Origin of the sequence: Corallococcus sp. EGB (assembly GCF_019968905.1) — a bacterium.
Lineage (GTDB): Bacteria > Myxococcota > Myxococcia > Myxococcales > Myxococcaceae > Corallococcus.
In genome coordinates, this window is the sequence record NZ_CP079946.1 from 6835188 (window position 1) to 6850970 (window position 15783).

A 15783-nucleotide genomic window follows, 5' to 3' on the forward strand; every position below is an offset into this window, starting at 1 on the left:
ACCCTCCTGCCCCCAGGAGAAAGAGACGTGGAATGAGCCTCGCGCAACGCCTGACCATCACCCAGCCCATGCGGGTCTTCTGGATCACCTGGTTCGGGCAGCTCATCTCGATCCTCGGTTCGGGCCTCACCGCCTTCGGCGTGGGCGCGAAGATCTTCCTGGACACGCGCTCCACCACGCAGTTCGCGCTGCTGTCCTTCTTCGCGTTCGCTCCCATGGTGGTGCTGTCGCCCATCGCGGGGACGCTCATCGACCGGTGGGACCGCCGCCGCGCCATGCTGCTGGCGGACCTGGGCAACGGCTTCACCACGCTGCTCATCTTCGGCATGGTGCTGGCCAGCAACAAGGGCCTGTTCGAGCTCAAGGCCTGGCACTTCTACCTGCCCGTCTCCCTGGGCGCGTGCTTCGGCGCGTTCCGCTGGCCGGCCTTCTTCGCCACGGTGACGCTCATCGTGCCCAAGCAGCACCTGGGCCGGGCCAACGCCATGGCGGAGGTGGCCAGCGGCGCCAGCCAGATCCTCTCCCCCATCATCGCGGGCGCGCTCATCGACAGCGTGGGCCTGGTGGGCGTGCTGTCCGTGGACGTCTGCAGCTTCCTCGTCGCCGTCACCACCCTGCTGATGGTCCGCTTCCCGCGGCCCCCCGTCTCCGAGGAGGGACAGCAGGGCAAGGGGTCGCTGCTGGCGGAGATGAAGCAGGGCTGGACCTTCATCAGCTCGCGCAAGGGCCTGCTGGCCCTGATGGCCTTCACCGCCGTGTCCGTGCTGTGCATGGACCTGGTGGTGCTGCTCATCACCCCGCTGGTGCTCGCCTTCACGGACATCTCCACGCTGGGCATCATCGCGTCCATCGCGGGCGTGGGCGCGCTGCTGGGCGCCGTCGGCATGGGCATCTGGGGCGGCGCCAAGAATCAGCTCCACAGCATCCTGGGCTTCCATGCGCTGTCGGGCGTGGTGCTCTTCCTGGCCGCGCCGCGGCCCAGCGTGCCGCTGGTGGCCACCGCCGCCGCGCTCTACCTGTTCACCATGCCGCCGGTGATGGCGGGCATCCAGTCCATCTGGCAGCGCAAGATTCCCGCGGACCTCCAGGGCCGCGCGGCCGCCGTGAAGCGGATGATCCTCCTGTGCGTGTCGCCGCTCGCCAGCCTCCTCGCGGGGCCGCTCGCGGACGACCTCTTCGAGCCGGCCATGCGTCAGGGAGGCGCGCTCGCCAGCAGCATGGGCCGCCTGCTGGGCGTGGGTCCGGGGCGCGGCATCGCCGTCATCTTCATCGTCCTGGGCCTGGTGACGCTCGCGAACGTCACGGCCGGCTGGCTCAACCCGCGCCTGCGCCACGTGGACAAGGAGCTGCCGGACGCGCTCCCGGACACGCCGCCCGCCGCCGCGGACACCGTCCCCCCCAACGCCCCCACCGCTGGAGCCTCCGCGTCATGAGTGCCTTCTCCCAGGTCCTGCGCATGCTGCGCATGCTGCCGTCCGCCATGGCCGTGGCCACCCCCGGCATGGGCCCGTGGCTGGCCCGCCGCCGCTGGACTCGCGAGGAAGGCACCCTCACCCTGCCCGGCCTGCACGGCACGGTGGAGGTGCTGCGCGACACGTGGGGCGTGCCGCACCTCTTCGCCCGTGACGAGCACGACCTGTTCTTCGCCCAGGGCTACGTGCACGGCCAGGACCGGCTGTGGCAGCTGGAGATGGGCCGCCGGCTGGTGGACGGCCGGCTCGCGACCCTGCTGGGCCCCATGGGCGTGTCCGCGGATCAATTCCTGCGCACCATGGGCCTGCGCCACATGGCCGAGCAGTCCTGGTCCCAGGTGGACCCGGAGGCGCGCGGCATCCTGGAGGCCTACAGCGCGGGCATCAACGCGCGCATCGCCGCGGAGCCGCTGCCCTACGAGTTCACGGTCTTCGACACCACGCCCGCGCCCTGGACGCCGGTGGACTCGCTCGCGCGCGGCAACCTGCTGGCGATGATGCTGGGCGGAAACCACCGCCTGGAGCTCTTCCGCGCGCGGCTGGTGGCGGCGGTGGGTGAAGAGGTGGCCAACGCGCTGCTGCCGCAGAACGCGCCGGAGACGCCGCTCATCGTCCCGAAAGAGGCGCGCCTGCCGGGCCTGAAGGACGTGAAGGCGATGTCCGGCCTGGACAGCGTGGACGCCGTGATGGGCGACCCGAACATCGTCTCCGGCAGCAACAACTGGGTGGTGCACGGCCAGCGCACGAAGAGCGGCCAGCCGCTGCTCGCCAACGACGTGCACATCCCGCTGGGCATGCCGTCCACCTGGTACGAGAACGGCCTGCACGGCGGCCGCTTCCAGCACGTGGGCTTCTCCCTGCCCGGCGTGCCCATGCTCATCGTCGGGCACAACGGGAAGGTGGCCTGGGGCATGTCCAACCTGGGGCCCGACACCCAGGACTTCTACATCGAGAAGCTGGACGACCCGAAGGCGCCCAAGCAGTACCTCTACCAGGGCGTCTGGCACGACCTGGAGGTGCGCCGCGAGGAGATCCCCGTCAAGGGCGGCGCCCCGGTGGTGCTGGAGGTGAAGAGCACGCGGCACGGCCCGCTGATGAACGTCGTCATGGCGGAGGAGCTCAAGGACGGCGAGCCCCTGTCGCTCAAGTGGGCGCACCGCGAATGCCAGCCGCTCATCAACGCCGTGCTGAAGCTCAACCTGGCGGCGGACTGGGAGTCCTTCCGCGCCGCCATGAAGTGCTGGGAGGGGCCGGGCCAGAACTTCGTGTACGCGGACACGGCCGGCAACGTGGGCTTCCAGGCCACGGGGAAGATTCCCATCCGCCAGGGCCACCAGGGCCTCATCCCCATGCCGGGCTGGACGGGCGACAGCGAGTGGACGGGCTTCATCCCCTTCGAGGAGCTGCCCGCGTCCTTCAACCCGCCCGCGGGCTACGCCGCCTCGGCGAACAACAAGATTACCTCCGACGACTACCCGCACCTCATCGCGCACAACTGGTTCCCCGGCTACCGCGCGAAGCGCATCACCGACCTCCTGGAGGCCGGCACGCAGCACACCGTGCAGACCCTGCGGGACATCCAGGCGGAGACGTACTCGCTGCCCGCGGAGGCGCTGCGGCCCTACTTCCTGGCGGCGGCCCTCCCGGCCGACGACGTCCAGCGCCAGGCGGTGGAGGCGTTGAAGGCGTGGGACCTGCGCTTCGAGCCGGAGGCCGTGGGCGCCACGGTGTTCCAGGCCTGGTACATCGAGGTGCTGCGCAAGCTGCTCCAGCACAAGCTGGAGCCGTCGCTGGTGGCGGAATACCTGATGGGCCAGTACGAACGGCACGGCAGCCTGCACATGCCCTTCGTCATCGGCCTGATGTCCCAGCCGGACAGCCCCTGGTGGGACGACCCGAAGACGCCGGAGAAGGAGACGCGCGACGACATCCTCCGCGCGGCCCTGGGCGTGGCCACCGCGTGGCTGGTGAAGACGTACGGCCCGAAGCCGGAGGGTTGGGCCTGGGGCCAGGTGCACCAGCTCACCTACGCGCACCAGATGCTGGGCGGGCCCGCCATCCCCGGACCCATCCGGCGCGTCTTCAACACCCGCGCGGTGCCGGCCCGGGGTGACAACTACTCCGTGGACGGCGCCTCGTTCCTCTGGAGCCGCCCCTTCAAGGTGGTCCACGGCACGGCGCTGCGGATGATCGTGGACCTGGCGGACCTGTCCCGCTCCGTGTCCATCCACGCGCCGGGGCAGTCGGAGCACCTGTTCCACAAGCACCGCGACGACCTGATGGAGCTCCACCGGAAGGTGGAGTTCCACCCCATGCTCCACACGCGCGAGGCCGTTGAGAAGCACCGCGAGGCCACGCTGACGCTCGCGCCCGCGGTGGCCCTGGCCAAATAAAACAACCCGGACTTGAAGGCCGTCACTCCCCCCGGAGCGACGGGCCTCCAGGCCCGGGTCCATTGCTTTTCAGGCTCCAGCGGGAGCCGGCACTCGTATTCGCGTCGAGTTCCCCCTCAGAAACTCGACGCTTCCCCCTTCTATGTGCCAGCCCCTGCGGTCCCCCCATTTCCCGCGCGTGTCCCGGTGCGCCCAGAAGTCCCCCGACTCCGTGACGCACCGTGTTGCTGCTGCGCGGTCCCCCCTGCTTCCCGTGCTGCGATGAAGGAACAGTACTGGGACCTTCTGTTTCGATCTGTGAAGCGGCCCACAGGCGCGGTGTGAAGGCGTTCACACCCGCCGGACTTGTCCACCGGGCCTGGATGGGAGGGTTCCCTACCTGTATGCGGGGAATGCGGGCAGAATGGCGGTCCCCTCATGTCCTACGCGCAGCTGCTGGCCGAAATCCCCATGTTCGAGAGCCTCGGCCGGGAGGACCTGGAGAACATGTCGTCGCTCCTCCAGCCCCGGCGCTTCGCCCGGGGGGAGGTCATCTTCCACCGGGGGGACGTGGGCACGGCGCTGTTCATCATCCGGCGGGGCCAGGTGGCCATCCGGCTGTCCTCCAGCGAGGGGCGGGAAATCACCCTGGCGCTGCTGGACCGGGGGGACGCCTTCGGGGAGCTGTCCCTGCTGGACGGGGAGATGCGCTCCACGGACGCGCTGGCGCGCGAGGAGGCGCACCTGCTGACGCTCCAGCGCGAGGACTTCCGGCGCTACCTGGAGACCCGGCCGCAGGTGAGCCTGGCGCTGCTGGCGAACATGAGCCGGCTGGTGCGGCGCACGACGCAGCTCGTGTACGACTCGGCCTTCCTGGACGCGCGAAGCCGGCTGGTGCGGGTGCTGCTGGAGCTGGCGAAGACGCAGGGCAAGCCGTCCTCCGAAGGGCTGGTCATCACCCCGAAGCTCACGCAGTCGGAGCTGGCCAACCTGTGCGGCGTCACCCGCGAGAGCGTCAACAAGTGGCTGCGCTACTACGTGCGCGAGGGGATGCTCAGCTTCGAGGGCGGGCAGATCGTCCTCATCCAGCCGGAGCGGCTGGGCCAGGACGCGGAGTAGCCGTCAGCCGCGCACGCGGAAGAGGCGCAGGGGCTCGTCGCGGCCCTTCACCTTCACTGGCTCCAGGGGTTCCAGCGCGAAGGCGTCCGCGTCCAGGAGGGCGCGCGTCGCCTCCGTCACCAGCACCTCGCCCGGGCGCGCGACGCCGCACACGCGGGAGGCCACGTTGGTGGCGTCCCCCACGGTGGCGTACTGGAGGTAGCGCTCCGAGCCGATGTTGCCCGCGGCCACCGGGCCGGAGTTGAGCCCGATGTGGACCTGAATCTCCGGCGCGCCCTCCGCCTTCCAGCGGGCGTTGAGGGCCGCCAGGGCGTGCTGCATCTCCACGGCCGCGCGCACGGCCCGGTCCGCGTCGTCCGGCCGGGCGAAGGGGGCGCCCCACACGGCCATCAGCGCGTCGCCGATGTACTTCTCCAGCGTGCCCTCGTGGCGGAAGACGACGTCCGCCATCACCGGGAAGTACGCGTTGAGCATGTCCACCACCTGCCGGGGCTTGAGGCGCGAGGACATGGCGGTGAAGCCGGTGATGTCGGAGAAGAGGATGGTGACGTTCGCCTCGCGCACCTCCAGCGGCACGCCCCTGAGCGCCTTCAGCTGGCGCACGACGTCCGGCGGGAAGAAGCGCTGGTAGGCGTTGCGCAGCACCGCCTCCTCCTCCAGCCGCCGCGCCAGGTGCGCGTGGTCCAGCGCGATGGCGGCCTGGTTGGCGAAGGCGGTGAGGAACTCCAGGTCCTCGTCGGTGAAGAGGCCGCCGTGCTTGAGGCTGTCCAGGTACAGCACGCCCAGCACCGAGTCGCGCGTGCGCAGCGGCACGCAGAGGGAGGCGCGGATGGACTGGCGGAAGACGGAGTCCGCGCCCACCAGCCGCGCGTCGTCCTGCGCGTCCGTGAAGAGGGCCGCCACGCCGCGCGAGTGCACGTAGTCCACGATGTGCTGGCTGTAGAAGCGCTCCGGCAGCGTCCCCCCCTGCGCGCCCCGGGCCACGCGCGGCACCAGCGTGCCCGTGTCCCGGTCCACCAGCAGCACCGCGGCCCGGTCCACCGCCCAGATCTGGAAGACGAGCTGCAGCACCCGCTCCAGGAGCCCGTCCACCGGGCCCGGCGAGGACAGGATCTGCCCCACCTTGAGGAGCACCTGGAGCTTGTCGCGGGTGCGGTCCGGCGAGCGCGTGTCGAGCAGCGCCTCCATGGGCCCGCTGGAGAAGCGCGTCTCCAGGGGCTGCGTGCGCACCGGGCCCCAGCCATCCGGCAGCGGCGTGTCCGAGGACACCAGCTGGAACCACACCTCGCCGCAGCGGAAGGACTGGCCGTGGCCCAGCTCCTGGCGCGACACGCGGTGCGGCCCCACGAAGCTGCCGTTCTTGCTGTCCAGGTCCACCAGCACCACGCGCCCGCCCGCGCGCTCCAGCCGCGCGTGGCGCCGCGACAGGCTGGGGTGCGGCACCCGGATGCCGTTCTCCTCGGTGCGGCCGATGGTGGTGGTGCCCTCCGGCAGCATCACCACCCGTTCATCCACCTGGCCTGGGTTGAGGATGAGGCGCATGCGTCAGGACCGCGTGGGGAGGACGGGCTTCAGGTGGGCCCCTTGGCCGTGAAGGCCCCGGGCCGGGGCGGAGAGGCGGGCGCCTCCAGGACGGCGGGGGCCACCTGTTCGGAGGTGCGGTCCTCGGAGGAGATGGACTGGCTGCCGTGGCGGGCCACCACCTCGCGCACGGTGAGCGTCTGCCCCCCGGGCCCCGGCAGGTGCCGCTCGCCGGCGAGCCGGCAGTCGAAGGTGCTCTCGAGCCGGGCGGCCAGCGCCTCGCTCACCAGCACCTGGTCGCGCGCGGCCACGGTGGCCAGCCGCGCCGCCGTGTTCACCACGTCGCCCAGCACCGTGTGGTCCAGGCGTCCTCGCCCGGCGGCGCCCACGTTGCCGGACAGCACCGGGCCGGTGTCCACGCCCATGCAGACGCCGTGGGCGTAGGGGGACGCATCCCCGCCGCTCCACGCCAGGCCCTGCAGCCGCTGCTTCACCGCGAGGCAGGCGTCCAGGGCCCTCGACACGTGGCCCTCGCCCTGGAAGACGGCCATCACCGCGTCGCCCAGGAACTTGTCCACCACGCCGCCGCGCGACTCCAGCTCCGGGAGGATGACCTCGAAGTTGGCGTTGAGCCGGCGCAGCGCGGACTCCGGCGGGTGCTGGCGGGTGACGGCGGTGAAGCCCGCGACGTCGAGGAAGGCCACCGTGGCGTCCACCTGCTCGCCCGCGAGCCCGCCGGGGCCGCGCACCAGCGGCAGCACCCGGTCCACGATGCCGCCGTTGACGAACATGCGCAGCAGCGCGTTCTCCTCCGTGGAGCGCACCGCGCGGCGCAGCTCCGCCACGTGGCGCACCGTCTTGGCCAGCGTGGACTCCAGGTCGTCCAGGTCCACCGGCTTCACGAGGAAGTCGAACGCGCCCCGGTTCATCGCCGTGCGCAGGTTGGGCATGTCGCCGTACGCGGAGACGATGACCACCTTCACCAGCGGATCCACCTCCCCCACGCGCGACAGGAAGGTGAGCCCGTCCATGCGCGGCATGTTCAGGTCGCACAGGACGGCGTGCGTGTCCGGGTGCTGGCGCAGCGCCTCCAGGGCCTCCTCGCCGTCGCGCGCGAAGACGAAGCGGTAGACGCCCTCGCGCACGTGCCGGCGGAAGCGCTGGCGCATGAGCAGCTCCACGTCCGGCTCGTCGTCCACCACCAGCACCGTGGCGGCCTGACCCGCGCGGCCCGCCTCCACCAGCGCGACGAAGGCGGCCGCCAGCTCGCGCGCGGAGGTGAAGCGCTGCTCCAGCTTCGGGTGCAGCGCGCGCTGGAAGAAGGCGTCACCGGCGGCGCCCAGCTCCGGCACGAGCTGCGACACGGGCACCGCGGGCGGATGGAAGGCGCCACGCAGGAGCGCGCCCACGGACTCGGGGCCGTAGGGGAACTGGCCGGTGAGGGCGCGGTAGAGCACCACCGCGAGCGACCAGAGGTCCGCCCTCGCGTCCAGGTCCGGATCCGCGCGCAGCTGCTCCGGGCTCATGTAGCGCAGCGTGCCGGTGAGGCCTTCCGCCTGCGCGGGCGCGCCCGTGGGGATGAGCGAGCGCGCGAGCCCGAAGTCGAGCACCTTCACCACCTCCTCCCCGTCCACGTGGGCGAGGAAGAGGTTGGCGGGCTTCAGGTCGCGGTGGACGAGCCCCGCCGCGTGCGCCGCCGCCAGGGCGCGGGCCACCGGCGTGACGAGCGCGGCCACCCGGGCCGGGGACAGGCGCCCCTGCTGGGTGAAGCGCGTCTCCAGGTCCTCGCCCTCCAGGAGCTCCATGACGATGTACGGCACGCCGCCGTCCACGCCCGAGTCGTGCACCTGCACCACGTGCGGGTGGCGCAGCCGGGCCACGGCCTGCGCCTCCTGTTCGAACTGGCGGTGGGCCTCCGGCGTGCGGGCCACCACGTCGGACGCGATGAGCTTGAGGGCCACGTGCCGCTGCAGCTGCAGGTCGACGGCCCGCCAGATGGCGCCCATGCCACCGCCGCCAATCCTGCGCTCCAGCGCGTACCTGCCGCCCAGCGGGCGCCCGGTGTCCATCGGCCCTGTGTCTCCGTCCCGGGCACGGCCTGGCGCGCGTGCCTCGCGAAGCCGGGGATGATGGCACACTTGGCCCCTCTCCCGGCGTGCCCATTCAGCGCCGCCCCCCGAGGCCCGGCCGCACGGCTGCACGGCGGGTGTGGGAGGAGGAACGTCAGGTGCGGGTCAGCGCATGGGCGAGCTGGGGCAGGACGTCTCCCGCCCGCGCCTCCACTCGCACATCCGCGAGCGCGTCGCCCCGGCTCTCCCCGATGTTGAGGATGCCGATGGGGATGTGCCGCTCCGAGGCGCGGATGACGAAGCGGTAGCCCGAGTAGACCGTCAGCGACGAGCCCACCACGAGCAGCGCGTCCCCCTCCTCCACCAGCGCGAACGCGTCCTGCACCAGCGGCGCCGCGACGTTGTCCCCGAAGAACACCACGTCCGGCTTCAGCGTCCCGCCACAGCGCGTGCACGCGGGGACGCGGAAGCCCTCCACCGCCTCCTGCGACAGCTCCGCGTCGCCGTCCGGACGCAGCTCCACGACGGTGTGCGCGAAGTCCGGGTTGAGGCCCAGCATCCGCGCCTGGAGCGACGCGCGTGGCTCCTGCGCGCCGCACGCGAGGCACCGGACGCGAGACAGCGCGCCGTGCAGCTCCAGCACGCGCTCGCTGCCGGCCGCGGGGTGCAGGCCGTCCACGTTCTGGGTGATGAGCCCCGGCACCACGCCCGCCTTCTCCAGCGCGGCCAGCGCGAAGTGCGCGGCATTGGGGCGGGCGGAGGTGAAGCGCGGCCAGCCCAGCAGGCTGCGCGCCCAGTAGCGCTGCCGCACCTCCGGCTGGTGCAGGAACTCGCGGTGCTGGATGGGGTTGCGCACCTTGTGGCGCGTCTCCGGGCCGCGATAGTCGGGGATGCCGGACTCGGTGCTGCATCCGGCGCCGGTGAGCACCACGACGCGGCGTCCACGCAAGAGCGAGGCCAGGGCGTCCACGCCCGCTTCGGGCGGGAGGGCGGCGACAGGGGAGTCCATGCGGAGCGTCATTCCAGCCTCCGTATAACGCGGGCCCCTCGCGCCTGCCCGGGGGCGCTCACCGGACGAGCGCGTCCCTCGCGGGGTCCGCGGGCTTGGGCGTGGCCATGGCGGCCTTGATGTCCCTGCGCGCGGCGGGGGGCAGCTTGCCAATCCAGCGGTCCATCGCCTGGCGCAGCTCCGGCACGGAGGACTCCTCGTCCGGGAGCGCGGCGGCCTCCTGGCGGGCCTCGGCGGCGAGTTGAAGGGCGCGGGACGGGTTCTGCTTCGCGTCCCACAGCGCGCGGGCCAGCATGTAGCGCGCGGCGGGGCGCTCCGCGGGACGGGGCCGGGCGCGCTCCCAGCCCGCGACGGCCTTCTCCAGCGGGGCCAGCGCCTCGCGCGGACGGCCGAGCACCATGTACGTGCGCCCCAGGTCCACCAGGGCCCCCGTCCAGCCTCCGTTCACGTCGTCCGGCAGGGACGTCTGGAGCGCGGCGGCGCGCTGGAAGTACGGCAGCGCCTGGTCCGGCTGGTTGCGGTAGCTGAGCGTCTGGCCCATGCCCCGGAGCACCAGCGCCAGCGTGGGGTGGTCCGGGCCCAGGCTCTTCTCCACCTGCTCGAGCGCCGTGGCGAAGCGCTGGGTGGCCTCCTCCAGCCGGCCCATGTGCACCAGCAGCGTGCCGATGTTGTTGACGATGATGGCCACCGTGGAGCTGTCGCGCCCCTCCGTCGTCTCCGCGATGTGCAGCGCGCGTTCGTACAGGGGCAGCGCCTCCTCGCGCTTGCCCTGGTACTGCAGCGCCAGCGCCAGGCTGTTGAGCGCGTCCGCCACCTGCGGGTGGTCCATGCCCAGCGAGCGCTCCAGGAGCGCCAGCGCGCCCCGGGCCAGCCGCTCCGACTGCGCGAAGTCCCCCTGCTGCCAGCGCACGCTGGCCTGCTCCAGGCGGATGCGCGCCACGTCCGGGTGCTCGGGCCCCAGCGCTCCGCGCACGGTGCCCAGGGCGCGCTCGTACAGGGCCAGGGCCTCCTCCGCGCGCCCCTGCGAGCGGCGCACGGTGCCCAGCTCCACGCGCACGTCCGCGACCTCCAGGGCCTCCGGGCCGAAGCGCTTCTCCATCATGGACAGCGCGCGGGTGAGCTGCTCGTGGGCCTCCGGGTAGCGGCCCTGGCGCGACAAGAGCCGGCCCAGGTTCATCGCGAGCGCGCCCGCCAGCTCCCTGCTGCTCCCCAGCCGCTCCACCGCGGCGCTGGCGCGCTCCGCGGCCTGCTGTCCTTGCGCGTAGTGGTCCAGCCGCTCGCCCGTCACGCGCACCGCCAGCGTCCACGCCCGCGCGGCGGCGTCGTCGTTGCGGCCGGCCTCCGCGGCCCATGCGGCCTGGAGCACCGCGGCCTCCGCGCCCCGGTAGTCCCCGGCGCCGTCCTTCAGCTCCGCGAGCAGCAGCAGCGCGTCCGCGGCGCCGGACCAGTCCCCCGCGGCGCGCGCGGCCTGGGCCACCGGCTCCACGCGCGCCACGCCCTGCGAATAGCGGCCGGCGGCGCGCAGGGCCCGGGCGTCCACCAGCGCCTGGAGCAGCGCGACGGTGCGCTCCCGGACGGCGGCGTCATCCGGCGCGGAGTGGCCTCGCGACGTCAGCGCCTCCACGTCCGAGCAGACCGCCAGCGGGGACAGCCCCTCCACCGCGCGGGGCGCCCGCTCCACCAGGTCCGGATCCGCCTGGGTGAAGAGCTGCGTGAGCGCGGCCACGTCCGCGAGCCGCGCGTCCAGGCAGCGCATGCGCAGCGCCATCACCGCTTCGCTCTGCTCGTGGCGCACGCGGGTGGCCTCGCACGCCGCCGTGCGCGTCGTCACCCACGCGGCGGTGTACGCGTCCAGGCCCCGGCGCACGTGCCGGAAGGCGTCGTGCGCGAAGCGGCGCCCGGTGCCGACGAAGGCCGCCTCCACCGCCTGCTGACGGGACGCGTCCCACACGCCGTCCATGGCGCGCATGGCGCCCTCGCAGCCCGTGGCGTCCCGGCCGTGGAGCACGTGCGTGAGGCCCACCGCGGACAGCATCAACAGGGACGCGCCCGCCACGCGCAGCCGCCGCGTCCGGCGCGCCGCGGGGTCCGACTCCAGCGCGGCGATGAGCGCCTCCATGGAGGCGTGGCGGTCCTCGGGCTTCACGGACAGGCCCTTCACCACCACCTTGCGCAGCCACTGCGGCACGCCGGAGTGCCGGGGCACGCTCTTCACGCGCCCCGCGTGCACCGCCTGGGACAGCTCCTCCACCGTGTTGCCCGCGAAGGGGCGCTCGCCGTAGAGGCCCTCGTAGAGCGCGGCGCAGAAGCCGAACTGGTCGCTGCGCGCGTCGGTGCGCTCCTCGGGCGGGAACTGCTCCGGGGCCATGTACGCGGGCGTGCCGCCCTCCATGGCGCGCGGGTGCGCGGGGCTTCCGGGCAGCACCGGCGGGGCCACGGCGCCGGACATGATGCGCGACAGGCCGAAGTCCGTGACGCGCACGCGGCCGTCCTGGCCCACGAGGATGTTCTCCGGCTTCACGTCGCCGTGCACCACGCCCACCGCGTGCGCGGCGGCGAGCCCCCGGGCCACGGCGAGGAACACCTCCACCACCTGGCGCCACGGGTGCGGGCCGTCGTGCTCCCACTTGCGCAGCGTGTGCGCGTCCACCAGCTCCATGGCCAGGAAGACCTGCCGGCCGAAGGTGCCCACGTCGAAGACGGAGACGACGTGCGGGTGGGAGACGCGGGCCATGGCCTGCGCCTCGCGCAGCACCTGCGTGCGGCCGGCCTCCGCGCCCAGCCCCAGCGCCTCCACCTGGAGGAGCTTGAGCGCCACGCGGCGGTCCAGCTCCGGGTCATAGGCGGCGTACACCACGCTCATCCCGCCCACGCCCAGCATCTCCAGGATGAGGTAGCGGCCCACCGCCGTGCCGCGCGCCAGGGGCGGCGTGGGCAGGCGCAGGCGCGGCTTCTTCCCACGCCAGGGGTCCACCGCCAGCGTCGCCAGCTGGCTGTCCAGCACCTCCTCCTCCGGCACGCGCGCGTCGGAGACCGGGGGCTGAACCTTCAGCGCCTCGGACACCATGCGCCGGCAGGAGGGACACGTGTCCAGGTGCTCGTCGACGAGCGCGGCCCTGTCGGGAGGCAGCGTCCCGAGCAGGAGGTGCATGAACGTGGATTCGTCCAGACAGGCGAGGGGCATGGGGGCACGCGGAAGGCGGCAACAGCACAGCAGGAGTCACGTCGGGCGTCGAGTCACCTCCGGGACGTTTCAAGCGTTGACGGGTCGCCTGCTCGGTAAGTGGGACGTCGGTTCGAGAACGCACGCGCCCCTCTGTATTGAGAGAGGGGAGGTATTCTGTAGGGTGCGAGCATGCGGCGCTTGCGACGTCTCGGATGGGCCGGGCTGTTCTCCCTGGCGCTGCACGCCCTCGTCTTCGCGCTGTTGTGGGCGTGGGGTCCCACGCCGTCCACCGGACGCAAGGCGCCGCCGCGCGCGAAGGCGTTGGAGGTGGAGATCGTCACCTCCCCTTCCGTCCCCCCGGCCACACCGGTGGGCCAGCCGCCCCCGTCTGGCGGCGTGACACGTGAGCCGCTGAAGAACGGCCCCGCGCCACCGCCGCCCATCGCGACGCGCGAACCGTCGAAGCCGCCTCCCGCCGCGACGCGTGAACCCTCGAAGCCGCCTTCGCCTCCCGCCGCGACGCGTGAGCCCGCTCCCTCCGAAGACACTCCGCGCGCGCGGGAGGAGGTCCCACGTCTGGACATCGCGACGCGCGTTCCGGATGGGGACCGGCCCACCGCGGACGCTCCGCGCGCACAGACTCCGGGCGTCCTCTCCCCGAACCTGCTCCCCGCTCCCGGCTCGAGCTCCGGCGTCATCATCACGACCCCGGAGAACTCGCGCGGCGGGGGCCGCACGCTGCGGCCCGGTGACCCCAGCCTGTCCGCCGAAGCGCTCGCCGCCGAGGAGCACGCGCGCGTGTCGGAGCGAGTGCAGGGCATCGTCGACGAACGCCGCGCGCGCGACCGCGTGGACACCGGCCGCATCCATCCCTACTTCGGCACGCTGCGCGCGCAGTTGGAGAAGCAGATGGACGCCCCGCCCCTCTTCGACATGCCCAGCTTCCCCAAGCAGCTGATGTACGCGTACGCGGAGAAGGCCAGGCAGTTCGGCGCCACCGGTTCCCCCGGCAGCATGCCCGGACGCCAGGCCCCCACGCCGGGCGAGATGCTCGCGCGGCGCGCCCGCGACGAGCCCGCCTACAACCGCCTGCGCAGCCGGACCCAGGCGGGCGAGGAGCTCCAGGACTTCGCCCACGGCGTCAGCACGATGAAGCTCACGGTCACGCTGGAGCTGACCCAGGGCCCGGACGGCGTCCTGCGCGAGGTCAAGCTCATCAGCCGCAGCGGCAACCGCGCCTACGACGACTACGTGCTCCAGGCCGTCCCGCCCGCGCTGGGGAAGGTCCCCGCGCCGCCGTCGGACGCGATGGGCGTGCACACCGACGGCATCCGCAGCGTGTGGGCCGTGGAGGGCCGCGTCGTCTACGTGCGCAAGATGAGTGACATGAAGAAGGGCACGGACAACGTCTACCTCGCCGCCCTGGCCGCCGCGGGACTCCTCGCCGGCAACTTCGATGAGACCACCGGCGAGGTCTACGTCGTGGACGTGCGCAACCCGCACTTCGAATGCCGCTCGCACCTCCTGCGCGTCTACTGACTCAGGGCGTGAACGCCTCCGGCCACCGCACGCCGCCGCCCAGGGGCATCAGCGCCTCCGCCACGTCGAGCAAAGCCCCATCCGCCCATCGCCGCCCCACGAGCTGGGCCCCCACCGGCAGGCCCGACGACGTGCGCCCCAGCGGGAACACCACGACGGGGCTCCCCGTCGCGTTGAACACGCAGGTGAACCCACCCAGCGCCTCCAGATAGCCGCGAGGCGTCCCATCCACCTCCACCGCCGCGCCGAACGGCCGGTGCACCGGCGCGGCCGTCATGGCCACCGGCACGAGCCACGCGTCCCAGCCGGACAGGAAGTCCTCCAGCAGCGCGATGTGCGCGTCCCGCCGGGTCTGCGCCGCGCCGTAGCCCGCCATGTCCAGGCGCGTGCCCTGGAGGATGGCCCTCGCCAGCCGGTCGCTTTCGTAGGGAAGGAACTGCTGCTGGTAGCCCTCGCGCGCGGGCGGAGGCAGGGGCGCGCCCACCTCGGCGCCCTCCATCAGGCCCCACACCTCCACGAGGTCCGCGAAGTCCTGCCCCGACGGCACGGCCTGCTCCACCCCAACGCCCTCCGCGCGCGCGGCAGCGATGAAGCGCTGGAACAGCTCCCGCGTCTCGCGGTCGGACTGGAAGGGCCCCAGCGCGTCCGTCCACGCCAGCCGCAGCCCCTTCAGCGCCCGGGGCTTCGCGGCCCCCAGCGGCGCGACGGGCGGCACCTCCGGGGCGAGCGGATCCGCGCCCTCGATGAGGGACAGGATGAGCCGCACGTCCGCCACCGAGCGCGCCAGCGGCCCCGCGCACGCCATGTGGCGCACGTGGCGCGGTCCGCCCGGCATGTCCGGGATGTGGCCCCGCGTGGAGACGCGGCTCTCAGTGGGCTTGATGCCCACGACGCCGCAGTAATGCGCGGGCTGCCGGATGGAGCCGCCGATGTCGCTGCCCAGCTCGAACGGGGTGAGCCCCGCCGCCACCGCCGCCGCCGCGCCACCGCTGGAGCCGCCCGGCGTGCGCGCCAGGTCATGCGGGTTGTTCGCCCGGCCCAGGAGCGGCCCAGCCGTCTGGAAGTCCCCGGCGAACGGCGGCAGGTTCGTCTTGCCGAACACGATGGCCCCCGCCGCCTTGAGCCGGGCCACCGCCGCCGCGTCGCGCGCGGGCACGTGCTCGGCGAAGAGCGGATGGGCGGACGTCGTGCGCAGCCCCTCGGTGCTGAACGCGTCCTTCACCGTGAAGGGCACGCCGTGCAGCGGGCCCCACGACTCCCCCCGCGCGAGCGCCGCGTCCGCCGCCTCGGCCCTCTGCCGGGCCCGCGCCTCGTCCCACGTCACCACCGCGTTGAGCGCGGGGTTGTGCTGGCGCGCGCGCGTGAGGAAGGCGTCCAGCACCTCCACGGAGGTGACCTGACGCTCGCGAAGGGCCGCGGCCAGCTCGGTCGCCGTGAGGGACACGAGCGCTCGCGCGCGCCCGGAGCCCGAGGCCCCCTGTTGCGAGACCGATGATTTCATGTGCGTGCCCTCATC

General features: G+C 73.0%; 9 protein-coding genes. 4 read left to right on the forward strand and 5 right to left on the reverse strand.

Annotated features, from left to right (window positions below):
* The first annotated feature begins 32 nt into the window (after positions 1-32).
* The 3 genes from KYK13_RS27855 (at position 33) to KYK13_RS27865 (ending at position 4963) form a co-directional block, all read left to right on the forward strand.
* Complete coding sequence (locus tag KYK13_RS27855) at positions 33-1433, forward strand: MFS transporter (protein WP_223635570.1); 1401 nt, start codon at positions 33-35, stop codon at positions 1431-1433.
* Positions 1430-3865 (forward strand): penicillin acylase family protein, encoded by a 2436-nt coding sequence (locus KYK13_RS27860; protein ID WP_223635573.1) that lies wholly within the window; start codon positions 1430-1432, stop codon positions 3863-3865. Before KYK13_RS27855 ends, KYK13_RS27860 begins: the two co-directional genes overlap by 4 nt.
* Before the next feature lie 417 nt (positions 3866-4282).
* Positions 4283-4963 carry a Crp/Fnr family transcriptional regulator gene (locus tag KYK13_RS27865; protein WP_223635575.1) on the forward strand — a complete coding sequence of 227 codons (681 nt, stop codon included), beginning with the start codon at positions 4283-4285 and terminating at the stop codon, positions 4961-4963.
* A gap of 3 nt (positions 4964-4966) precedes the next feature.
* Here KYK13_RS27865 and KYK13_RS27870 read toward each other — a convergent pair whose 3' ends face one another.
* From KYK13_RS27870 to KYK13_RS27885, 4 genes are all read right to left on the reverse strand, one after another.
* Entirely contained in the window at positions 4967-6505 is a 1539-nt protein-coding gene (locus KYK13_RS27870) for an adenylate/guanylate cyclase domain-containing protein (RefSeq protein ID WP_223635576.1), read from the reverse strand.
* Positions 6506-6534: 29 nt separating this feature from the next.
* Complete coding sequence (locus KYK13_RS27875) at positions 6535-8553, reverse strand: protein kinase (RefSeq protein ID WP_223635579.1); 2019 nt, start codon at positions 8551-8553, stop codon at positions 6535-6537.
* Between the two features lie 154 nt (positions 8554-8707).
* Entirely contained in the window at positions 8708-9574 is an 867-nt protein-coding gene (locus KYK13_RS27880; protein WP_223635582.1) for an NAD-dependent protein deacetylase, read from the reverse strand.
* Positions 9575-9620: 46 nt separating this feature from the next.
* Positions 9621-12713 (reverse strand): serine/threonine-protein kinase, encoded by a 3093-nt coding sequence (locus KYK13_RS27885; protein ID WP_223635585.1) that lies wholly within the window; start codon positions 12711-12713, stop codon positions 9621-9623.
* Between the two features lie 213 nt (positions 12714-12926).
* On the opposite strand from KYK13_RS27885, the gene KYK13_RS27890 reads away from it, so the two are divergent.
* Positions 12927-14267, forward strand: a complete 1341-nt coding sequence (locus KYK13_RS27890; protein WP_370645178.1) for a TonB C-terminal domain-containing protein — start codon at positions 12927-12929, stop codon at positions 14265-14267.
* Position 14268: 1 nt separating this feature from the next.
* Here KYK13_RS27890 and KYK13_RS27895 read toward each other — a convergent pair whose 3' ends face one another.
* Positions 14269-15768 carry an amidase gene (locus KYK13_RS27895; RefSeq protein ID WP_223635591.1) on the reverse strand — a complete coding sequence of 500 codons (1500 nt, stop codon included), beginning with the start codon at positions 15766-15768 and terminating at the stop codon, positions 14269-14271.
* Positions 15769-15783: the final 15 nt, after the last annotated feature.